Origin of the sequence: Nocardia sp. NPDC005998, assembly GCF_040614395.1 — a bacterium.
GTDB lineage: Bacteria > Actinomycetota > Actinomycetes > Mycobacteriales > Mycobacteriaceae > Nocardia.
In genome coordinates this window covers 13,689-36,031 of sequence record NZ_JBEXUI010000059.1, presented here as the reverse complement: position 1 = coordinate 36,031, position 22,343 = coordinate 13,689, and the positions used below count along the sequence as shown (strand labels likewise).

Annotated in this window: 14 protein-coding genes and 1 pseudogene; 8 read left to right on the top strand and 7 right to left on the bottom strand. The window is 66.7% G+C overall.

Going from position 1 to position 22,343, the window contains the following annotated elements:
• Nucleotides 1-12: 12 nt before the first annotated feature.
• The 3 genes from ABZ293_RS39635 to aroQ form a co-directional block, all read right to left on the bottom strand.
• The gene (locus tag ABZ293_RS39635; protein ID WP_355189452.1) at nt 13-1,482 is read right to left on the bottom strand and encodes a glutamate synthase subunit beta; all 1,470 of its coding nucleotides are present in this window, start codon (nt 1,480-1,482) and stop codon (nt 13-15) included.
• Nucleotides 1,475-6,127, bottom strand: coding sequence for a glutamate synthase large subunit (gltB, locus tag ABZ293_RS39630; protein WP_355189450.1), 4,653 nt, complete (start codon nt 6,125-6,127; stop codon nt 1,475-1,477). Before gltB ends, ABZ293_RS39635 begins: the two co-directional genes overlap by 8 nt.
• A 769-nt stretch (nt 6,128-6,896) precedes the next feature.
• Nucleotides 6,897-7,490 carry a gamma subclass chorismate mutase AroQ gene (gene aroQ, locus ABZ293_RS39625; RefSeq protein WP_355189448.1) on the bottom strand — a complete coding sequence of 198 codons (594 nt, stop codon included), beginning with the start codon at nt 7,488-7,490 and terminating at the stop codon, nt 6,897-6,899.
• 259 nt (nt 7,491-7,749) lie between these two features.
• Between aroQ and ABZ293_RS39620 the strand changes: the two genes are divergently transcribed.
• Both ABZ293_RS39620 and ABZ293_RS39615 read left to right on the top strand, forming a co-directional pair.
• Nucleotides 7,750-9,558 carry a DUF4407 domain-containing protein gene (locus tag ABZ293_RS39620; protein WP_355189446.1) on the top strand — a complete coding sequence of 603 codons (1,809 nt, stop codon included), beginning with the start codon at nt 7,750-7,752 and terminating at the stop codon, nt 9,556-9,558.
• Between the two features lie 436 nt (nt 9,559-9,994).
• Nucleotides 9,995-10,264 (top strand): annotated as a pseudogene (locus ABZ293_RS39615) (adenylate/guanylate cyclase domain-containing protein); the annotation flags it as partial.
• A gap of 361 nt (nt 10,265-10,625) precedes the next feature.
• Here the strand turns inward: ABZ293_RS39615 and ABZ293_RS39610 are convergent.
• Entirely contained in the window at nt 10,626-12,155 is a 1,530-nt protein-coding gene (locus ABZ293_RS39610; RefSeq protein ID WP_355189444.1) for an MFS transporter, read from the bottom strand.
• Nucleotides 12,156-12,242: 87 nt separating this feature from the next.
• On the opposite strand from ABZ293_RS39610, the gene ABZ293_RS39605 reads away from it, so the two are divergent.
• From ABZ293_RS39605 to ABZ293_RS39585, 5 genes are all read left to right on the top strand, one after another.
• Nucleotides 12,243-12,788, top strand: coding sequence for a TetR/AcrR family transcriptional regulator (locus ABZ293_RS39605; protein ID WP_355189443.1), 546 nt, complete (start codon nt 12,243-12,245; stop codon nt 12,786-12,788).
• Nucleotides 12,789-12,851: 63 nt separating this feature from the next.
• The gene (locus ABZ293_RS39600; protein ID WP_355189441.1) at nt 12,852-13,724 is read left to right on the top strand and encodes a hypothetical protein; all 873 of its coding nucleotides are present in this window, start codon (nt 12,852-12,854) and stop codon (nt 13,722-13,724) included.
• Nucleotides 13,721-14,800: a DUF4129 domain-containing protein gene (locus ABZ293_RS39595; protein ID WP_355189439.1), complete on the top strand. Its 1,080-nt coding sequence runs from the start codon at nt 13,721-13,723 to the stop codon at nt 14,798-14,800. The genes ABZ293_RS39600 and ABZ293_RS39595 overlap by 4 nt, the downstream gene beginning before the upstream one ends.
• Entirely contained in the window at nt 14,797-15,780 is a 984-nt protein-coding gene (locus tag ABZ293_RS39590) for a MoxR family ATPase (RefSeq protein ID WP_355189437.1), read from the top strand. The genes ABZ293_RS39595 and ABZ293_RS39590 overlap by 4 nt, the downstream gene beginning before the upstream one ends.
• Before the next feature lie 3 nt (nt 15,781-15,783).
• Nucleotides 15,784-17,079 carry a DUF58 domain-containing protein gene (locus tag ABZ293_RS39585; protein ID WP_355189435.1) on the top strand — a complete coding sequence of 432 codons (1,296 nt, stop codon included), beginning with the start codon at nt 15,784-15,786 and terminating at the stop codon, nt 17,077-17,079.
• On the opposite strand, the gene ABZ293_RS39580 is transcribed toward ABZ293_RS39585, so the two are convergent.
• Both ABZ293_RS39580 and ABZ293_RS39575 read right to left on the bottom strand, forming a co-directional pair.
• Nucleotides 17,072-17,287: a hypothetical protein gene (locus ABZ293_RS39580; protein WP_355189433.1), complete on the bottom strand. Its 216-nt coding sequence runs from the start codon at nt 17,285-17,287 to the stop codon at nt 17,072-17,074. The two genes, ABZ293_RS39585 and ABZ293_RS39580, sit on opposite strands and share 8 nt — an antisense overlap.
• Nucleotides 17,288-17,554: 267 nt before the next feature.
• Nucleotides 17,555-18,361 (bottom strand): RDD family protein, encoded by an 807-nt coding sequence (locus ABZ293_RS39575; RefSeq protein WP_355189431.1) that lies wholly within the window; start codon nt 18,359-18,361, stop codon nt 17,555-17,557.
• A gap of 41 nt (nt 18,362-18,402) precedes the next feature.
• Here ABZ293_RS39575 and ABZ293_RS39570 point away from each other — a divergent pair, with 41 nt between their 5' ends.
• On the top strand, nt 18,403-19,428 hold the full coding sequence (locus ABZ293_RS39570) for a stage II sporulation protein M (protein WP_355189429.1): 1,026 nt from the start codon (nt 18,403-18,405) through the stop codon (nt 19,426-19,428).
• A gap of 740 nt (nt 19,429-20,168) precedes the next feature.
• On the opposite strand, the gene ABZ293_RS39565 is transcribed toward ABZ293_RS39570, so the two are convergent.
• Nucleotides 20,169-22,334 carry an MMPL family transporter gene (locus ABZ293_RS39565; RefSeq protein ID WP_355189427.1) on the bottom strand — a complete coding sequence of 722 codons (2,166 nt, stop codon included), beginning with the start codon at nt 22,332-22,334 and terminating at the stop codon, nt 20,169-20,171.
• Nucleotides 22,335-22,343 lie beyond the last annotated feature (9 nt).

Sequence of the window (22,343 nt, the reverse complement as noted above, 5' to 3'; positions counted from 1 at the left end):
GTAAGAGAGGTACTAGCGCTGGGCGACCGCCGTCGGGACGATCGGCGCGGGCAGCGCGGTCTCGCCTTCGAGGAACTTGTCGACCGCGGAGGCGGCGGCGCGACCCTCGGCAATGGCCCAGACGATCAGGGACTGGCCGCGGCCCATATCACCGGCGACGAAGACGCCGGGAATATTGGTCGCCCAGTTCTTATCGCGCTGGACATTGCCGCGCTGGTCGTAGCCGACACCCAAACCTTCGAGCAGGCCCGGCTTTTCGGGTCCGGTGAAGCCCATGGCGAGCAGCACGAGATCGGCCTCGAGGGTGAAGTCGGTGCCCTCGACCTTCTCGAAACGGCCGTTGACCATCTTGACCTCGTGCGCCTCCAGCGCGGTGACCTTGCCGTCCGCGCCGACGAAACGCTCGGTGTTCACGGAGAACACGCGCTCGCCGCCCTCCTCGTGTGCCGAGGAGACCCGGTACATGAGCGGGTAGGTCGGCCACGGAGTGGAGGAGGCACGCTCCTCCGGCGGCCGCGGCATGATCTCGAACTGGTGGATGCTGGCCGCACCCTGCCGGTGCGAGGTGCCCAGGCAGTCGGCGCCGGTGTCACCGCCACCGATGATGACGACCTTCTTGTCCTTCGCGTGGATCGGCGGCAGACCGTTCTCATCGGTGACATCGTCGCCGAGCTGCACCCGGTTTGCCCAGGGCAGGAAGTCCATCGCCTGGTGGATGCCGTCCAGATCACGGCCCGGAATCGGCAGGTCGCGGGCCAGGGTGGCGCCACCGGCGAGCACGATCGCATCGAACCGCGCGCGCAGTTCATCGGCGGTGATGTCGACACCGACGTTCACACCGGTCTTGAAGATGGTGCCCTCGGCCTCCATCTGCGCCAGCCGGCGGTCGATGAAGCGCTTCTCCATCTTGAATTCCGGGATGCCGTAGCGCAGCAGACCGCCGATGCGGTCGGCGCGCTCGAAGACGGTCACGGTGTGACCGGCGCGGGTCAGCTGCTGTGCGGCAGCAAGACCGGCCGGACCGGAACCGACAACGGCGACCCTCTTACCGGTGAGGCGAGTCGGGTAGACCGGGGTCACCCAGCCCTCGTCGAAGGCGTTCTCGATGAGCTCGACCTCGACCTGCTTGATCGTCACCGGATCCTGGTTGATGCCGAGGACACAGGACGCCTCGCACGGCGCCGGACACAGCCGCCCGGTGAACTCCGGGAAGTTGTTGGTCGCGTGCAGTCGGTCGATGCCTTCCCGCCACTGGCCCTTGAAGACCAGGTCGTTCCACTCGGGGATGAGGTTGCCCAGCGGACAGCCGTTATGACAGAACGGAATACCGCAGTCCATGCACCGGCTGGCCTGGGTTTGCAGGGTCTGGTGCGAGAAATCCTGCTCGTAGACCTCTTTCCAGTCCATCAGGCGCAGCGGAACCGGACGACGCGTCGGCAGTTCCCGTTTGGTGTGCTTCAGAAATCCTTGCGGGTCAGCCACGTGCCGCCTCCATAATCGCCTCGTCGACGTCCGTGCCGTTCTTCTCGGCTTCGGAGATCGCGAGCAAAACCTTCTTGTATTCGCGCGGCATAACCTTCACGAAGTGGTTCACCTGCTGTGACCAGTCGCTCAGAATGCGTTCGGCGACAGCCGAACCCGTCTGGTCGCGGTGCTGGGTGACGATGTCGTGCAGCCAGGTGAAGTCGTCACCGGCGAGCTGCTCGATGGCATCGGCCTGTTCCGGGTTGAGCCTGGCCTCGAAGGTGCCGTTCGGGTCGTAGACGAACGCGACACCACCGGACATACCGGCGCCGAAGTTGCGGCCGGTCTCACCGAGGATGACCACCCGGCCACCGGTCATGTACTCGCAGCCGTGGTCACCGACGCCCTCGACCACCGCGGTGGCGCCCGAGTTGCGCACGGCGAACCGCTCGCCGACCACACCGTTGATGAACGCCTGACCGCTGGTGGCGCCGAACAGGATCACGTTGCCCGCGATGATGTTCTGCTCCGCGACGAAGTCGGCCGGTGCGTTCAGCGACGGACGCACGATCAGGTGACCGCCGGAGAGGCCCTTGCCCACATAGTCGTTCGCGTCACCCTGTACCCGCAGCGTGATGCCGGCGGGCACGAAGGCGCCGAAGCTATTGCCCGCGGAACCGGTGAAGGTGATGTCGATGGTGTCATCGGGCAGGCCCGCGCCACCATAGAGCTTGGTCACCTCGTGGCCGAGCATGGTGCCGACGGTGCGGTTCACGTTCGTGATCTTGGTTTCGAACTTCACCGCCTGGCCACGCTCGAGCGCATCGGCGCTCTGCGCGATCAACTGCACGTCCAGCGCCTTGTCCAGGCCGTGGTCCTGGGTCTTGGTGCAGTACCGGTCCTGACGCATGAAGGCCGTCTCGACATCGTCGAGGATCGGCGACAGGTCCAGCTTGCTGGCCTTCCAATGTTCCTTGGCCTTGGAGGTATCGAGCATATCGACCCGGCCGATGGCCTCGTCCAGGGTGCGGAAGCCCAGTTCCGCCAGCAGTTCCCGAACCTCTTCGGCGACGAACAGCATGAAGTTCTCGACGAATTCCGGCTTGCCGGTGAAGCGTTCGCGCAGCACTGGATTCTGCGTCGCGACACCGACGGGGCAGGTGTCGAGGTGGCAGACCCGCATCATGATGCAGCCCGAGACCACCAGCGGCGCGGTGGCGAAACCGAATTCCTCGGCACCGAGCAGCGCGGCGATCATCACGTCGCGGCCGGTCTTCATCTGGCCGTCGACCTGCACGACGATGCGGTCGCGAAGTCCGTTGAGCAGCAACGTCTGCTGGGTCTCGGCCAGACCGAGTTCCCACGGACCACCCGCATGCTTCAGCGAGGTCAGGGGCGAGGCGCCGGTGCCACCGTCGTGACCGGAGATCAGCACCACGTCCGCATGTGCCTTCGACACACCAGCCGCAACGGTGCCGACACCGGGCTCGGCAACAAGTTTCACGTGAATCCGCGCCTGCGGGTTCGCATTCTTCAGATCGTGGATCAGCTGCGCCAGATCCTCGATCGAATAGATGTCGTGGTGCGGCGGCGGCGAGATCAGGCCGACGCCCGGCGTCGAGTGCCGCACCTCGGCGACCCACGGGTACACCTTGTGCGCCGGGAGCTGGCCGCCCTCACCGGGCTTGGCGCCCTGCGCCATCTTGATCTGGATATCGGTGCAGTTGGTCAGGTAGTGCGCGGTGACACCGAAGCGACCCGAGGCGACCTGCTTGATCGCCGAACGCCGCCAGTCGCCGTTCTCCTCGACCTCGAAGCGCGCCGGATGTTCGCCGCCCTCACCGGAGTTCGAGCGACCACCGAGTCGGTTCATTGCGATCGCCAGGGTCTCGTGCGCCTCGGCGGAGATGGAGCCGTAGCTCATCGCACCGGTGGAGAACCGCCTGACGATGGCACTGGCGGGCTCGACCTCATCGATCGAAATCGGCTTGCGCTCACCGGTCCTGAACTTGAACAGGCCGCGCAGCGAGGCCAGCCGCTCGGACTGGTCGTCGACCATCTTGGTGTACTCCTTGAAGATGGAGTACTGACCGCTGCGGGTGGCGTGCTGCAGCTTGAAGACGGTGTCCGGGTTGAACAGGTGGTATTCGCCCTCGCGCCGCCACTGGTATTCGCCGCCCACCTCGAGTTCGCGGTGTGCGCGCTCGTTGCGGTTCTCCAGGAATGCCACGGTGTGCCGGGCCGCCACATCGGCGGCGATCTCATCGAGGCCGATGCCGTCCAGATGTGAACGCAGGCCGGTGAAGTACTCGTTCACCAGTTCCTGCGACAGGCCGATGACCTGGAACAGCTGCGCACCGGTGTAGGAGGCAATGGTGGAGATGCCCATCTTGGACATCACCTTCAGCACGCCCTTGCTCGCGGCCTTGTTGTAGTTCGCGACGGCCTTGCCATAGTCGGCGGCCAGATCGCCGGTGCTGCCAGGCATCTGGAGCCCACCGCGTTCGAGCAGATCCTCGATGGTCTCGAACGCCATGTACGGGTTGATCGCGGCCGCGCCGAAGCCGACCAGCATGGCCATGTGGTGCACCTCGCGGGCGTCACCGGCCTCGACGACAAGGCCGACCATCGTCCGGGTCCGTTCCCGCACCAGATGGTGGTGCACCGACGAGGTCAGCAGCAGCGACGGGATCGGCGCCAGCTTCTCATTGGACTCGCGGTCGGACAGCACGATGATCCGCGCGCCGCCCTCGATCGCCGCGGAGACCTGGGTGTTGATGGCCTCGAGCGCCTTGCGCAGGCCCTTGCCACCCTTCTTCACCGGGTACAGACCGTGCACGACCACCGAGCGCAGCTCGGGATGCGAACCGTCGTCGTTGATGTGGATGAGCTTGGCCAGCTCATCGTTGTCCAGGATCGGCTGCGGGATGGTGATCTGGTGGCAGGACTCCGGTCCCGGATGCAGCAGATCGGCCTCCGGGCCGAGGGCCCGGCGCAGGCTGGTGACCACTTCTTCGCGGATCGCGTCCAGCGGCGGGTTGGTCACCTGCGCGAACAGCTGGGAGAAGTAGTCGAAGAGCAGGCGCGGGCGCGCGGAAAGGACTGCGATCGGGGTATCGGTACCCATCGAGCCGAGCGCCTCGCCGCCGGTCTTGGCCATTGGCGAGATCAGCAGGTTCAGCTCTTCATTGGTGTATCCGAAGATCTGCTGACGGATGAGCACGCGATCGTGCGACATGTGCACGTGCGGGCGGTCGGGCAGATCGGCCAGCTTGGTAACACCGGCGTCGAGCCACTCCTGGTAAGGGTGCTCGGCGGCGAGCTGGCTCTTGAGCTCCTCGTCGCCGACGATGCGGCCCAGTGAGGTGTCGACCAGGAACATGCGGCCCGGCTGTAGCCGGACCTTCTTGACCACCTTGGCCGGATCGATATCGAGCACACCGACCTCGGAGGCCATGACAACCAGACCGTCATCGGTGACCCAGATGCGGCTGGGCCGCAGGCCGTTGCGGTCGAGTACGGCGCCGACCACGGTGCCGTCGGTGAAGCACACCGATGCGGGGCCGTCCCACGGCTCCATCAGCATCGAGTGATAGCGGTAGAAGGCCCGCCGCTGCGGGTCCATGTTCTCGTTGCGTTCCCAGGCCTCGGGAATCATCATCAGCACCGCGTGGGGCAGGCTGCGGCCGCCGAGATGCAGCAGTTCCAGCACCTCGTCGAAGCGCGCGGTATCGCTCGCCCCCGGGGTACAGATGGGGAAGACCTTCTGCAGGCGGTTGTTGCCCGCCTCGTCGATGCCGAAGACATCCGAGCGCAGCAGCGCCTCGCGGGCCCGCATCCAGTTCTCGTTACCGGTGACGGTATTGATCTCACCGTTGTGCGCGACCCGGCGGAACGGATGGGCCAGCGGCCACGACGGGAAGGTGTTGGTGGAGAAGCGCGAGTGCACGATGCCGAGTGCGGACTCCACCCGGTCGTCCTGCAGGTCCAGGTAGAACGCGCGCAGCTGCGGCGTGGTGAACATGCCCTTGTAGACGAAGGTCTGACCGGACAGGCTCGGGAAGTACACCGACTCCTTGCCGACCGCGCCCTCACCCGCGCCCGCCTTGCCGAGCTCGTGTTCGACGCGCTTGCGCACGACGTAGGCGCGGCGCTCCAGGTCCATACCCGACAGCTGTTCGGCCGCACCCTTCGGCGAGCCGATAAAGATCTGCCGGAAAGTCGGCATGGCATCACGGGCCAGGGCACCGAGGGTGGACTCGTCGGTGGGCACGTCGCGCCAGCCGAGCACGGCGAGGCCCTCGGATTCGACAATGCGCTCCAGGCCGTAGGCGGCCTTGGTCGCCTCGCGACGGGCCTGCGGCAGGAAGGCGATGCCGGTGGCGTACGAGCCCTCCGGCGGCAACTCGAAATCGACCACGGCGCGGAAGAACCGGTCCGGGACCTGGATCAGGATGCCCGCGCCGTCACCACTATTGGGTTCGGCACCTGCGGCACCGCGGTGCTCCAGATTCAACAGAGCCGTAATAGCCTTGTCGACGATGTCGCGGCTGCGGCGGCCGTACATGTCGACGACGAATGCGACACCGCAGGCGTCGTGCTCGTTCGCCGGGTCATAGAGCCCGATGGGTCCGGGGGACCTGTGGCCAGGAAGTTGCGTCATGCCTCTGCCTTCAAGAAAGTCGGCATCGATGAAATCGGCCTATGGGAAAGGGGGCCTTTCGTCGATTGCCTCCGTCAAGACTGCGCCTGTACGTTGCGAAACCAGCCGCGCTGATGGTCTTCTTCGTGCAGTCACGTCTCCAGTTGTCCACCCGCTGCTGTGACGTATGGGTGCTCGTCGGTAACGGAACGCTTACGTGTTCCTTACCTCCGCGCGGGTGCTCGCCCGCTACGCTTGGGCACCGGATTCACCGAGCCCGAGCAGGCGATAGTGCCGAACGTTATGTGTTCGGCGTAAGAGCAAACGATAAGTCAGGTCCGGGACCCAACCAACTTAGGTTGTGCTAATAACCAGCTTTAGCTGGGCTTCTTCAATCGGTCCTCCACGTGTGCGCGTTGTCCAGTGTAAAGCAGCGAATACGCCGGTATCGATCCCCTTGACACCCGGTGCCATCCAGCGGCAAGGGGCGGACAGGAAACCGCGGCACGGCGCACAGCGCACCCGAGAACCTGCGCTCACCTGCACCGAAGTGGATTTCCCCTGCTTCCAACGGCGCAAACCCGATCCGCGGTGGCTAACCGGTCAGCGGGCTGGATGAGACATTTCAGACAGGGGCGTGACAAGCGCGCGATCCGATCCGACCGTCCGGACTCTTTTGCTTTCTGTGGAATTCAGCACATTTCCAGCAATCGAATTCGAGTGGGATACAACACATTTCCGACCAGGGACATATCCGTGTCGAAATGCATGTGTCCTTCGTCACATCGAACTAAGGGCCGCACAGTGCGGCGGCCGCCCGGACCAGCGCGGCCTGATGCAATGCGTCGGCACGTCCCGAGGTCAGCACCCCGAAAACCGACGGTGCCAGCCGCTCGGCACAGTTCGGTCCGGTGAGTTCGGCGCGGCGCAGGGCAAGTTGGTCGACGATCTCCACATTGACCCGGTCGATCACCGGGCGCACGGCGGCCAGATCCGGCGGCGCGCTCGGCACTGCGGCCGGATCGAAGCGCCAGCGGGCGACCAGGCCGCGCTGGACGATCTTGTTCGCCTCGATCTGCCCGAAGAACACCTGGCGGATCCAGGTTTCCGGTAGTCCGCGCTCGGCCCCGAGGCGCGCCATCGCGTCATATACCTGCGCCTCGCGTACCGGATCGTCGATCGAGGGCTGGCCGCCGTTCTGCGCGGCCGCCGCCCATTTGGCCGCGGCCACGGCATCGGCGGTATCGAGCCGTTCGGTCACCAGCGCGACGATGCGATCCAGGGACGGGCCGTCGTCGAGTGTCTGCGCGCGGCTGTCGGGAACAGCCATCAGCAGGGCCGCCGCGACACACACCAAAACCCTTGCCGAGCCTCGGAAAAACATTCGCAACACCCCGTCCGCCTGCCGGTTCCGATCCGGTCACCTACGTCAGATTAAGGGTGAGCGCGCGCACAAGTCCGGGTGGCAGACCAATTTCTGTGAGCCTGACCACATCCCCGGTGCCTCATTCGGTGTGTCGCCGCCGCGCCTGTCACGCTGTGACAACGAATCTGTGACAGTTTCGCTGATCGTTTCGAGCGACCTGCAAACAGTCGCTAGCTGTGCAGCCACCATGACTGGGATGTAGAGGATGTGGGGTCCCATGACAGTCACCGGCTTGTTCATCTGGCTCGGCGGAGGTCTCGGGCGCGAACAGGATGGGACAGAACTCGACTACCCGCATGAACGGGCCGGATACGCCGTAACCGGGGCGGTCGTGCTGTTGTTCGCGACGGTGGCCGGGCTGGTCACCACGCTCGCGCTGGCCGCGGCCGATGCCATGCCGCTATTCGCGATCGTCCTCGTCGCGCTGGTCCTCGCGCTGCTGACCGGTGCGCTGGCCCGCTCGCTGGCGACCGCGCGCCCCGCCAGCGGGCCGGACCGCCGCGGTCTGGCCGGACGGATCGCGGTCGCGGTCCTGGCCGGTGTGCTGATCGCCGAACTCGCCTCGACGGTGCTCTTCGGCGGCACCATCGACCGGTTGCTGGATGAAAAGGCCCAGCGTGCGGTCGATTCCGCCCCCGCGGTGGTCGCAGCGCACACCGAACTCGGGCGCAGTACGGCCGATCGCGCCGCGCTGGACCAGACGATTGCCAAGGCGCAGGCCGATATCGACCACGCACTGGTGATCGCCCGCTGCGAATACAACCCGACACCGGAATGCCCGCAGACCAGGATCACCGGTGTGCCGGGCCGCGGACCCGAATCGCAGACCGCCAATGACATGCTCGACGATGCGCGCAAGCAACTCGCCGCGGCGCAGAGCCGGGTCGGCGGGTTGGATCTGCGGGTCGCCGATGACCAGAAAACCGTCGCCGCAGCGGAGTCGGCCGCCTTCGCCGATGCCGATCGCGGTCTCGGCGCGCGCTGGCTGGCGATGAACGACTACACGACCGACGCGGCAGGTGCCTTCCTGCTGCGGATGCTGACCATCGTCACCTTCGTCCTGCTCGCACTGCTGCCGCTGATCCTGCGGTGGTGGCGCGGCGAGACCTCGTTCGATCGGCGTCTGGCCTACCGCACCGTGCAGGACCAGGCCGAGCGCAGCGCCGATGCCGCCATCGCGGTCAAGCGCGCCGAGGTGCGGGTCGAGGCCGAAAATCTGCGTGCCGAACAACAACTGACCGCCGCCCGACTTGCCGTCGAGGCCGATGCCGCCATCGACCGGGAGCACCAGCGCACCCGGATCATCGCCGCCATCGGCGGACTGGAGATCGGCATTACCGAGCCGCAACGCCTGGATGACCAGCGTCGTGGCGAACTATCAGCCGCAACGGCTGGCAACCGAGAGGAAGGCCCCGTGTCTCAGGAGGGCATCGTGACACCGAACCTACCGGCCACCGTCAGCGCGGGGGCGCTGGCGCCGACCAGCGGAGCCGGTGCGGTGGTGCCGCATGTCGCGTCGAGCGCACCCGCCGCGCCCAAGGGCGGCGGACTGGAACTTCCGCTGATCGGCACCGTGCCGTTCACCGATACCGCGGCTCGCTGGATCCGGCCCCTGGTCCCCTCGTTCGTCGCGAATGCGATCGACACCGCCACTCACCCGCTGCGCACCGCGCGGCAGGCCTTCGAAGAGGTCGAGGAGATCACCTTCACCCTGCGCCGCACCCGCAAGGTGACCGTGGACAGCCAGGATTCGCATGCACCGGCCGTGGGTCACCCCGCTGCGCCCGGTTACCAATTGCCGCCCGGCACACCAGATTCCTGGAACGCCCAGCGCGTGGCCGCCACCGTCGTCGACGCGGACTACCCGCAGTACGCACCGGATCCGCGCTACTCGGCCCTACCGCCAGCCGCCGCACCCCAGGGCTACGGCCTTCCCCAAACCGAGCACCGCGGCGAACTCCCGGCCCGCGAACACAACGAACTTCCCGGTCGCCGGGGCCCGCGAGAACTCCCGCCCGCCAACTGACCTGCCACCGAGACGGGTCCGACGCGGACTCATCTGATCGGCCGGTCGCCGATCCACTCCAGCAGACCGACGAACGGGGCTGAGCGGTTGGTTCGATGCCTGTGCACGGAAGCGGCGGTGGACGGCAGATATAGGGCCGCACTGCGTCGCCTGCTGCTCATGTGCCCCGCCCGACTTTGTGAGGACGGCCGTTGACGCACCGTGCGCTCCAAGGCGCGAGACAACATCGGATCGGCAAGGCCGCGAACAGTTCCGATGCCGGTGCTGCTCCGAAACCGCCTGACCGCGCGGGCGCACGACTTCATCGCCGCCATCGGCATGGCCGCGGGTCGCGTAGTCGCGGGTAACGTCGGCGCGCACCAGCGCAACGAATACACCACCGTCGGCAACGCTGCTGCTCCGAAACCGCCTGACCGCGCGGGCGCACGACTTCATCGCCATCGGCGTGGCCGCGGGTCGCGTAGTCGCGGGTGATGTCGGCGCGCACCAGCGCAACGAATTCACCGTCATCGGCAACGCGGTCGATGAGGCTGCGCGCCTCTGCGAACTTGCCAAGAACGATGTGCAACGCCTGCTCACGTCGGAAGCCACCGCCGCTGGCGAATTGGCCGAGGAGCAACATTGGCGAGTCCGTCGCGCTGTGCGAGCGCGTCACGTCGACCGATTGGGACTGCCGGAGCCGGATCAGCCCGTCGGTACTGCATAACCGGATCCGCACCCGTTATCCGATATTGGACATATCCACGGAACCGGACAGTTGTTCTGAATCGGACAGCGATGCCGGAGAATGGCATAGCAGCTGGTCAGCACCATTGTTCAGGACTCGAGACGGCACCTCGGCGCCCTTAGATCGAGGAAACAATTCAGACCGGTCTGCTTGCTATATGACATCGCCCCCGCTCCGGAAGATGGAACAGGGGCGAAATCTCCACCGCGCTAGGCCGATGCGCACGAGACGTCCATAGCCGGAATGCGATCACCGCAGCGGTCAGGTCTCGGCCATACCAACGGCGGCGATATCGACATCCGCAGACGAAGGCCTCGTGCACCGATTCAGTTGGCCCGAACTACACACGAGCCGTGCGCAGCCGGAACGCGACCACCGCGGCGATCAGCAGCACCACGGCCATGCCGATCGCGGCGACGTGGACGCCGGAGACGAAGGCCTCGTGCGCTGAGTCCAGGAATCCATTCGTCACCGATTCCGGTAGCTGACGGGCGAATTCCGTGGCGCCGCCGAGGGATTCCGAGGCCGCGCCGATCTGGTCGCCCGGCACCTGGGACAGATCGAGTCCGCCGCGGAAAACCGCCATGGTCACGCTGCCGAGCACCGCGACACCGAGTGCGATACCGGCCTCATACGCGGTCTCCGATACCGCGGCGGCCGCACCGGCCCGCTCCGCCGGAGCCGAGCTGACCACCAGATCCGACGAAACCGTCAGCGCCACACCGACCCCCGCACCGATGCACAGGAACCCGAGTACGAACGGCACCGTACTGGTCGCCGACTCCGGACTCAGCCACAGCAACAGCACCGAACCGACCGCGGCGAGCATCAGCGCGCCGCCGAGCACCGCACCGGGACGCAGCACCCGAACCAACCACGCCGCCGCCAGTGCGGCGAACACACTGGCCGCGAGTCCGGGCAGCAGGAGCAGTCCGGCCTGCATCGGTGAATGGCCCAGTACCAGTTGCAGGTACTGCGAGCCGGAGAACAGCACACCGGCCAGCGCGAACACCGCGAGCAGGTTGGTGAGGACCGCGGTGCGGAACCTGGGCAGTGCGAACAGCTTCAGATCGATCATCGGATGTGCGAGACCGCGCTGCCTGCGCACGAACAGCACACCGGCGAGCACACCGATCGCACCGATCACCGACAGTCGCACATTGATTCCGTGCGCCGCGGATTCCTTGACCGCGTACACCACCGGCACCAGCGCCAGCATGGACAGCGCCGCGCTCGGCAGATCGAAGGGCCCCGGCCGTGGGTCGCGGGATTCCGGAATGAGCACCGGACCGACCGCGAGCAGCACCAGCATGACCGGCAGGTTCACCAGGAATACCGAACCCCACCAGTAGTGCTCGAGCAGCCAGCCACCGAGCAGCGGACCCGCCGCCGCACCACCACCGGCCATCGCGGCCCAGACCGAAATGGCGACGGTGCGCTGCCGCGGATCCAGGAACATCGACCGGATCAGACCCAGCGTCGCGGGCATCAGGGTCGCACCCGCGACACCTTGCAGCACGCGCGCGGCAATGAGCATTTCCGGACTTACCGACCAAGCGGCCAGCGCCGAGGCGAGTCCGAAGCCGACGGCGCCGAACAGCAGCAGTCGGCGCCGTCCGATCCGGTCGCCGAGATTGCCCATGACGACCAGCAGTCCGGCCAGAACGAACGAGTACACGTCGATGATCCACAGCAGCTGCGGTGTGCTCGGCGCCAATTCCGCGCTGATCGCGGGCACTGCGAGGTCGAGCACGGTCGCATCGACGGCGAGCAGCAGCAGAGCGAGCGCAAGTACGGCCAGGCCCGCCCAATCACGCATGGTGGCGCGCGGCGGGGCGAGCCCGGCCCCGGTGTCCTTCTGTGTGGTCATCGCCTTCTCGATTTCCGTCGTGGGTCTTCTTACCGTCCAGACGGTACAGTAAATCGACCTTACCGTCCAGCCGGTATAGTCACGGACGTGACGGCAAACACTCGCGACCGGATCCTGGACGCGCTCGAAACCCTGCTGCTGGAGAAGGGGATGTCCCAGGTGACCCTGGACAATGTCGCCGCGACCGCCGGGATCTCCAAGGGCGGGCTGCTGTATCACTTCAAGAGCAAGGACGCCCTGCTCGCTGGTCTGGTGCGCCGACTCGGCGAACGCGCGGAACAACAACTCGACGCCGCCGTCGCCAAGGGCACGCCGGTCGCCGAGTGGTACCTGCAGACCCCGAATCCGGGCAATGCCGCGGACGCACTGGAACTGGCGCTCTTCCGGTCGATGGTCGCGGCCATGCGCACCATCGATGCCCATTCCGGGCCGGAGACCGATGAGGTGCAGCAGGCGCTGTCCGACATGATGGACAGCTGGTCGGACGGGCTGGACAAGGACATCGACGATCCGGTGCGGGCCGACATCATCCGGTTGGTCGGCGACGGTGTCTATTTGCGGGCTCTGCTCGGCCTGCCGCAGATCGACCCGGCGCGCTATCGGAAGGTCGTGGACCGATTGCTCGAGCGTTGACCCGACGCAGGATCGGTACGTTGCGCCCCGCCTGGCAGGTCGCCGACGGCTAGACTCGTCCGCGTGTTACCAGCCGCCGAGCCGGCCGGTGCCGTCGGGGCGGGGAACGATCCGGTGCCAGGGTCCCCTGGAACGACGGTGCCGATCCGCCCATTGAGCTTCCGCGAACTCCTGGACGAGCCGTTCGCACTGATCCAGGCGAATATCGTGGTGCTGGCCGGTACCACCGCGATCGGGCTGGTCCTCGCCGAACTGGTGGTCGTCGGGATCACCGGCGGGATTTCCTGGCTGACCGACGGCTCCGATGCGGGCACCGCATGGGCGGCGATCCTGGCCACGGCGGCATGTGCCTGGCTGCTGCGGTTCCTGCTGCGCGGCATGACGGTCGCCGTCGGGCTGGCGACGGTCGCCAGGTCTCCGATCAAGTGGCGGACCGCGCTCGGCCGGGTGGCTGCGGTCGCGGGTCCGTTGCTGGTGTTCCAGGTGATGTACACCCTGGTCGGCGTCGGTGTACTGGTCGGCGGCAGCATTCTGATCATCACCTATCCGCTCGCGTTGATCTGGCTCGGCTATCTGCGGGCCGGACGGTTCGTCGCGGTGCCGGTCATCTTTGTCGAGCGGACTACCCACGCCGGGGCAGTCGCGCGCTCGAAACTGCTGGTCGAGGGTGCGCAGTCGTCGATAACCGGGCTGTGGCTCGCCTGCCGCGCGCTACTGGTCCTGATTGCCGTGCCGCTGCTCGGCATTCCGTGGTATCTCGCGGATTTCACCGGCACCCATCGCTGGCAGGTCATCGTGCTGCTCACCTCGGCGGCGCTATTGATCATCGCCTTTGGTGAGGTCGTCGAGTCGGCGACGCGGGTGGTCTCGTATGTGGATCGCCGGTGCCGTCGCGAGGGGCTGGATATCCGGGTTCCCGGGACGGAAAAGCGATGAGCGAAGCATCGGAGAGCGGTGGTGGCCGGGCGCCGGACCGCACCGAACGCATATCGGGCGAGCCCGCAGCACCGCCGCCGCCGCGTCTGGGTCCCGCGGACGATCACCGCGACGCCGCCGAGAACGCCGCGCTGCACCGCGATTTCGACACCGCGCTGCGCGAGCGATTCCGCGCGGTGCTGCGCGGCCTCGAACAGCGCGGCATGCTCGAGGTGCGCCGCTCGCGGACCGCGCGGGAAACCGCGGACGATGCGACAACCGCGCTGTCGCTCGAGGCCGCGAGCGAATTACATCCGGCCGCACACAGTTTCGACGAGGTCGTCTACGGCGGCCGCCGCGCAACCGAGGACGAATACCGCCGACTCGAATACGCCGACCGCTACTCTCGCAGCGCACCACCGCCAGCACCGGAACCGGCCGAGGCGACAGTCACCGAAAAGACCACGACCCGTCGACAACTTCCGCCGCTGCCCGATCTGCTGCGCAATCCGAAATTCTGGGCGGCGCTGCTCGCCGCCATCGCGCTGGTCGTACTGCTGTACGCCGTGTTGAATTCGTGCGCCGCGCCCGCACCGCACAAGCCGACGCCGCCGGATCTGCCGCCGCCGAAACATCCCGACCACTACGACCGCGACGATTCGGGCTTCGGCACTGGCAAGGACTCCATATTCGGCAGACTGCCCGCACCGCTCGCCTTCGGCGGACTCCAATTCCTCATCGCCGCCGCACTTGTGGTGTGGTGGCGGGCCCGGCGCCGCGGTGCGCTGGTCGGTGAACCGCGGCCGGTCGAGGTGGCGGCGAATGAACTGCTCGGCGGCCAGGCCGCGCTGTATCGCCGGTCGAAGGACCATGAACACGTCGCCGCCCGGCTGCGCGCCGCGACGCTGCGCCGCATCCGCCCGATGCTCGGCATCGGCGCCGATATCACAGCGGATCGACTGGTCGCGACCATCGCCGAGCGCACCAGATCCGATCCGGCCATGATCGGCGCCGCGCTGCACGGACCGGTGCCCGATGCGAGCACCCTGCAACTCGTTGCCACACAACTCGAATGGATAGAGGCGGAGGTCGGATGACCAGCACGGACACCAACCACATCCCCACCGCCGAGGAGGCGGGCGTCGCATTCTCGGCGCTGCGTGCCGAAATCGGCAAGGCGGTGATCGGCAACGACAACGCGATCATGTACCTGGTGCTCGCACTGCTCTGCCGCGGCCATGTGCTGCTGGAAGGTGTGCCGGGCGTGGCGAAGACGCTGCTGGTGCGGGCACTGGCGACGGCCCTCGATCTGGAACACGCCAGGGTCCAGTTCACCCCCGACCTGATGCCGGGTGATGTGACCGGTTCGCAGATCTACGACCCACATACCACCGAATTCACCTTCCGACAGGGGCCGGTCTTCACCAATCTGCTGCTTGCCGACGAGATCAACCGCACGCCGCCGAAGACCCAATCGGCGCTGCTGGAATCCATGGAGGAGCGCCAGGTTTCGGTGGACGGCAAGCCGCGGCCGCTGCCGGACCCATTCGTGGTGGTGGCCACCCAGAACCCGATCGAACAGGAGGGCACCTATCCGCTGCCGGAGGCGCAGCTGGACCGGTTCCTGTTCAAGGTCGATATCCAATTGCCCGGTCGCGATGACGAATTCCGCATTCTGCAGCGGCATGCGGGTGGCTTCGATCCGCGTGATCTGGCCGCCGCCGGTCTGCGCCCGGTCGCGGGTCCAGCGCATATCGCCGCGGCGCGGGCGGCGATCACCCGGGTCACCATCAGCCCCGAGGTGCTCGCCTACACGGTGGACATCTGCCGGGCCACCCGCAACTCCCCCGCGGTACAGCACGGCGCGTCCACCCGAGGCGCGACGGCGTTGATGGCCGCCGCACGCGCCTTCGCCTGGCTGAACGGTCGCGGCTACGTCACCCCGGACGACGTGAAATCGGTTGCGGTGGCGGCTCTTCGGCACCGCCTGCACCTGCGGCCCGAGGCGGAGTTGGACGGCGTGACGACCGAGGGTGTCATGTCGTCGCTGCTGCTGTCGGTTCCGGTTCCGGTGTAGCCCGTGGTCGTCACCGGTCGGCTCGCCGCGACGGCGGCAGTGCTCGCACTGTTCGTCGGCTTCGTCCTGCCATCCTGGCTCGGCGTCGTCCTCATGACGAGTCTGCTTGCCGCCCTGGTCCTTTTCGATCTGGGCACGGTGGCCCGAGCGCGTGACCTCACGCTGACCAGGGAGCCGCTGACGGTGATCCGGCTCGGCCGCACCGCCGAGGTGGAACTCGCCGTGGTGAACAACGGCACCCGCACCGTACGCGGGCGGCTGTGGGACGACTGGCCGGGCAGCGCCCGCGCCGAAACCCGCGCGCACCGGTTGGATCTGCCGCCGAATACCCGCCTGCGCGTACACACCACGCTGACGCCGACCTACCGCGGTGACCGGGTCGCCGGTCCGGTGACGGTGCGGCTGTTCGGCCTGCTGGGCATGGCCGGATGGCAGAGCCGCCACACCGTCCCCGCTCGGGTGCGCGCACTGCCCGAATTCCGCAGCGAACGGCTGCTGCGCTCGAAAGTGAAGCGGCTGCAACATCTCGAGGGCCGCAATGTCGCGAATCTGCGGGGCCAGGGCACCGAATTCGATTCGTTCCGTGAATATGTCGCTGGCGATGACGTCCGGGCCATCGACTGGCGCGCCACCGCCCGCGCCGCCGACGTGTTGGTACGCACCTGGCGTCCGGAGCGCAACCGGCACATGTTGATGGTGCTCGACACCGGTCGTATCAGTGCGGGCCGTGTCGGGGCGGGCACTCGCCTGGACGCGAGCATCGAGGCGGCGCTGCTGCTGGGCGGACTCGCCGCCGCCGCTGGCGATTCGGTGGACCTGCTCGCCTTCGACCGCCGGGTCCGCACCGAAGTGCGTAGTGTCGGCGGTCGCCGCCTGCAGCTGAAACTCATGCATGCCGTGGCGGGCGTGACCCCCGCACTCGTCGACACCGACAGCGCCGGCCTGGTCCGCGCGGCCATCCAGCGCACCCGCCGGCGCAGCCTGGTGGTCTGGTTCACCAGTCTCGACGGTGCCGCGGTGGAAGAGAATCTGCTCCCGGTCCTGCCCACCCTGGCCCAGCGCCACCGCGTCCTGATCGTCTCGGTCACCGACCCCGATGTCGCCGCGGCCGCCACCAACCGCGCCACCCTCGCCGACCTCCACTCCGCGGCCGCCGCCGAATCCCTACTCGCCGAACGCGCCCTGGTCCAGGAATCTTTGCGCCGCATGGGCATAGCCGTCGTTGCGGCATCCCCGGAACGCCTGCCCGAGGCCCTGGCCGATGAATACCTCGAACTCAAGCAGTCCGGCACTATGTGACCCCGCCATCGTTCGGTGGTTGGCGCGCTGCCCTGGCCTCGATGTCGATTCTGGGCCAGGGCATCATCCGAATCCGGATCGCTATTTCGCGTTCTGGTGCGGATAACACCTTCGCCAGCAGCACAATGGCCACGAACCCGGCCCATGCGAAGGCCATCACGATCAGCATCACCACGAGCCACGGTGCGGCGCCGAATAAGGAAGCCACCAAGTACGCTCCTCGACCGCCAGCGAGTCAACATCACCCCCAGCGCGGCGGTCCTGCGCCGATACCAACCTAACTCAACTCCCGGCCGAATGACCGTGTCGGAGCACCGAACTCGACGTCGCCCAGCACCCGTCCAGACAGATTGCTGCACTACCCACTCCGACTGCCCGACGAGCGTAGCCACTTGGTGTTCGCCCAGCCGGCGCGACCACCAAGTGGCTACGGTCGATAGACCCCGGATACGGTAGGAGCTGTCTGGACGCGACGCTAGCTCGTGTGGGCGATCGGCATCGGGCGCGGGCCCGCCATCACCATCGGGGTGATGATCGGGGCGAGGGTGCGGCGCTGGCGTTCGGCGATGACCGCGCCGAGGATCTGGACCGGTGGGTAGCCGGTCGGTACCGGAATCTGCAGCCGGTCGCAGACCGCGCCGAGCAGAGTGTGGCCGAGGCTCGCCTGTGCGGCGGGGCTGAGGGTGTTGACGCGAGACAGGTACTGGCGCACCGCCAGTGCGAGATCTTCCTGGATACCGGACAGGTCCAGCTGACCGGACCAGGCGACGAGCCAGGGCGGCGCGACGGCCAGCAGCGGGAAGGGCACGCGGCGCTGGCTGTGCACGACAACCGTGCCCGCGAGCACATCACCGACCCGGCGCGCATTCGGCGAGCACATGGAGGTGACCACTCCGACCGCACCGAACGCACCCAACATCCAGAAGTCGACGATCACACCGGCCAGACCACGGGTCAGGGCATGGCGGAAATCGATCGGCCCGCCGTCGCCGCGCACCACCCGCAGTCCGAGCGCCAACTTCCCGATGGTCCGTCCGCGCATGAGGGTTTCGCAGATCACCGGATAGCCGACCAGCGTCGCGACGATCGTGGTGATCATCGCCGTACTGAACCACGCGGAGTCGGCGGCGGTGAAGGCGAGTATCAGGCTGAGGCCGAACAGCAGCATGCTGCCCAGCACGACCTGCACCAGCACGTCCAAGAGGAACGCGGTGGCCCTGGTCGGGATCCGGGCGATCGGCAGCTCGAGTGCAACCGCTTCGCCGGTGGTGAATTCAGCCATGTCGATAGCATTCTTCCGACCGGCGGTATGGGAGGCAACCGATGGACGTGGACGCATACAGCTACGCACAGCGGGGGGCGTGGGATCGCCTGGACTATCTGGCCGGGCGCCGCAAGCTGACCGGTGCCGAGGCCGACGAACTGGTCGCGCTGTATCGGCGCACCTCACAGCAGTTGGCCCGCCTGCAATCGCACAGTCCGGACCCGGAACTCATGGCCGGACTGAGTGCCCTGCTGACCAAGGCGCGCGGCCGGGTGCTCGGTACCAACACCGATGCGTGGCACGAGGTCGGCCGGTTCTTCACGCACCGGTTTCCCGCGACGCTGTACCGGTCGTGGCCGTGGTGGGTGGCGGTGGCCGCGGTCTTCATCATGGTGTCCACCGGTTTGGCCGTCTGGATATCCGGATCCGGTACGGCCCGAGATGTGTTCGGCGTCACCGGTGACAACGACTGGCTCACCGCACCCGGCGGGGAATTCGAGACCTACTACTCCGAACATCCGCACGACGCGTTCGCCGCGCAGGTGTGGACCAACAATGCGTGGGTGACGGCGATGGTGCTGTTCACCGGCGTGCTGATCCTGCCAGCGGTGTATCTGCTGTTCGGCAACGCGCTGAATATGGCCTTGACCGGCGGTCTGATGGCCGATGCCGGTCGGCTCGACGCGTTCTTCGGGTTCATCCTGCCGCACGGCACGCTGGAACTGACCGCGGTCTTCGTCGCGGGCGGTGTCGGACTGAAACTGGGCTGGACGCTGATCGATCCGGGTCGGTCGAGTCGGTTGGCGGCGGTGGCGCGTCAGGGCCGGGCGACCGCGACGGTGGCGCTGGGCCTGGTCGCGGTGCTGCTGGTCTGCGGTCTGCTCGAAGGTTTCGTGACGCCGAGTGCGCTACCCGTACCGGTGAAGATCGGCATCGGATTCGTCGCGGAGGCACTGTTTCTCGGCTACGTCTTCGTGGTCGGTCGCCGGGCCGCGCTAGAACAGGACGCCCGGGCCACGGCCGAATTGGGTTTGCCCGGTGCCGATGTCGCGGAAGGCTGGCAGACAACGCCGAGCACACGATGAGTGAAATGGGTCCGGGCAATCGGTAGCAACGCTACGTTCCGGATGAGATTCGAACTCCCCCAATTGAGTTCCGCTGGCCGCAGCGAGTCCAGCTCAGCTGCGGCCAGCGTTACCGTCAACTCTACACAATCGTTATCCCGATGCAACCCTCCCCGCCGAGGTCAAGCGTATAAAGCAGCACCCCAGCAAACCCATGTGGGCACATGGTTTTTCATACATCCAGCAAACTTTTGGCAGTGATCTGGATCACCCGAACCGGGGCTCGCACAGAGCCTCCGAGGCGCGATACCAGATCACGATAAGGAAACCTACGGTTAGCGACAAACATTCTTCGAACGATTAGCTGGATAGCAAACATAGATCACCCAATGTTCAGCGAACACGGCCACGACCTGCGGATTCTTTGGTCGATAATTGTGTTAACTGACTGTTGGATGAACTAAAAGCGACCTCAGGTTTGTTTACCGGCTAATTAACGTGATCCACACCTAGTCGCAACGCTTCAAGATGGACTTACATCCGGTCAAGATCATGATTAACCAGCTGGGGAGATGCGGTTGCCCGACGACTGGATCGGGCCACGGCCAGCACCTCGACCGCAACCACAATGGGTTCTGTGATCTCCGCCACCCTTGCTGTCCAACCTCGCCGAATCGGGCGAAAACGACGTTGTGGCAGGCGATCACCACGCATCGAGGCGGCCCCGCATTTCCCATGCGGGGCCGCCTCGCGAGCCGAACTCAGGCTTCGGCCAGACCGATCCGACGGTGTACCAACTGCAATGGCTTGGGCGCGTACCAGGCCGCCCGGCCGAGCAGTCGCATCGCCACCGGGACCAGCACGCCGCGCACCAGCGTCGCGTCGATCAGAATCGCCAAACCCGCACCGAGCCCGAAGAATTGGATGAACCGGACATCACTGCTGGTGAAGGCGAGGAAGCTGATCGAAATCAGCGCCGCGGCGGTGGTCACCAAGCGTCCGGTCCGCGCCAGCCCCTCGATGACAGCCTCCTTCGTGGACACCCCGCGATCGTGCAATTCCTTGATCCGGCTGATCACGAAGACCTCGTAGTCCATCGACAGGCCGAAGGTGATGCAGAACAGCAGCAGCAACATCGACACATCCAGCGGCGCCGGGGTGAAACCGATCACTCCGGACAGGTGTCCCTGCTGGAAGATGAACACCATCAGCCCGAGGGTGGCGGCCAGGCTCAGCACATTCGACAGCAGTGCGCGCAGCGGCTGCACGACGCTGCCGGTGAACAGGAACAGCAGCGCGAAGGTGGTGAGCACGATCCACCCGATCGCGATCGGCAGTTTCGCGCCGATAGATGCCAGGCTGTCGCGCAGTTCGGCAACCTGACCACCGACCAAGGCACTCGCACCACCCGGACCGGGCACCGCGCGCACCCGATCGACCAGATCGCGGGCGGCCGAGGAGTTGCGGTCCAGATCGGTGAGCACCGTCAGCCGCTGCGCGTCCGGACGGGCGAATCGGGCATCGGCGGGTGTGCTGGCCGCCAGCCCGCCGTGTACGAAAGTGCCTGCGCTCGAATCGACCTGGGTGACGTGCTCGACCCGCGACAGTGTGCGCGCGTAGTCCGCGAGCGGGCCCGCGGCGACACCGGTCTCGGTGATGACCGACAGCGCGTTGACATCGCCGCCGCCGAAGTCCGCACGCATCGCGTCGCCGACCTGACGCACCTCGGTGCTCGTCGGCAGCACCCGATCGTCGGGCGTGCCGAACTGCACATGCAGCAGCGGCGTGGCCGCGAGCAGCAGCACCGCCACCACCGGCACACCGGCCAGCAGGGGCCTGCGCATCGCGAATCCGGCAACTCCGGCCCAGAACGGGGTGGCGTCACCGCGGATCCCGCGGACGCCGGGCACCCGCCACGCATCGGTTCGCGTACCGAGCACGGTGAGCAGTGCGGGCAGGACCACCACCGCCGCCGAGGCCGCGATGGCGACAACGCCGATGCCGCCGTAGGCGAACGAGCGCAGGAAGTACTGCGGGAAGATCACCAGCGCCGACAGCGCGGCGACGACCGTGGCCGCGCTGAAGGCGATGGTCCGTCCGGCCGTGGATACCGCCGAGATCACCGCATCGGCCGGTGCGGCACCGGCCGCACGGCGCTCGCGGAATCGGCTCACCATCAGCAGGCCGTAGTCCACCGCGAGACCGAGTCCGAGCCCGGTGGTCAGATTCACCGCGTAGATCGACACATCGGTGACCGAACCGAGAATCGAGAGTTCGGTGAAGGTGCCGAGAATGGCGATTCCGCCCACGACCTGGGTGAGCAGCGCCGCGACCACATTGCCGAAGGCCAGCACCAGCAGCCCCAGAATCAATGGCACCGCGACGGCTTCCGCGAGGCCGAGATCCTTGCCGATCTGATGGGTGATCGAGTGGAAGATCGCGGTGCCGCCGCCGACCTTGATCTGCGCGATCGGACCATCGGCGCGGTAGGCGTCGACGATCGCGGCTGCGGACTTCTCCTTATCGGTGGTCTTCTTATCGACATTGCCCGCCAGGACCACGGCGGCGGTGCCATCCGATGAGCGCATGGCCGGGGATCCGGTATCCCAGTACGAGACGACATTGATGAGCCGCTGATCGGCCGCGAGCCGCCCGGCCAGTTCGCGGCCGACGGCGGCGACGGCATCGCCGTCGACCGTCCCCTGCTTCGCCTCGACCAGGAAGACGTAGTCGGTGTCGGCGCCGAACTTATCGGCCAGTTGCGCTACCGCGGCACTGGATTGGGAACTGGGATCCTCCTGCCCACCGGGCTGCATCTTGCTGAAGGCGGTCGCGCCGACCACACCGCCCGCGACGAGGGCGAGCGCGCCTACGACCAGAATCCAGCGCGCGTGGTCGACGACTAATCTGCCGAGTTTTTCGAACATATCGTGTCT

Coding starts and splice junctions, on each gene's coding strand:
- aroQ (WP_355189448.1), bottom strand. CDS start 7,490: ATGTTTTTCCGAGGCTCGGCAAGGGTTTTGGTGTGTGTCGCGGCGGCC.
- ABZ293_RS39590 (WP_355189437.1), top strand. CDS start 14,797: ATGACCAGCACGGACACCAACCACATCCCCACCGCCGAGGAGGCGGGC.
- ABZ293_RS39570 (WP_355189429.1), top strand. CDS start 18,403: ATGGACGTGGACGCATACAGCTACGCACAGCGGGGGGCGTGGGATCGC.
- ABZ293_RS39610 (WP_355189444.1), bottom strand. CDS start 12,155: ATGACCACACAGAAGGACACCGGGGCCGGGCTCGCCCCGCCGCGCGCC.
- ABZ293_RS39575 (WP_355189431.1), bottom strand. CDS start 18,361: ATGGCTGAATTCACCACCGGCGAAGCGGTTGCACTCGAGCTGCCGATC.
- gltB (WP_355189450.1), bottom strand. CDS start 6,127: ATGACGCAACTTCCTGGCCACAGGTCCCCCGGACCCATCGGGCTCTAT.
- ABZ293_RS39595 (WP_355189439.1), top strand. CDS start 13,721: ATGAGCGAAGCATCGGAGAGCGGTGGTGGCCGGGCGCCGGACCGCACC.
- ABZ293_RS39565 (WP_355189427.1), bottom strand. CDS start 22,334: ATGTTCGAAAAACTCGGCAGATTAGTCGTCGACCACGCGCGCTGGATT.
- ABZ293_RS39620 (WP_355189446.1), top strand. CDS start 7,750: ATGACAGTCACCGGCTTGTTCATCTGGCTCGGCGGAGGTCTCGGGCGC.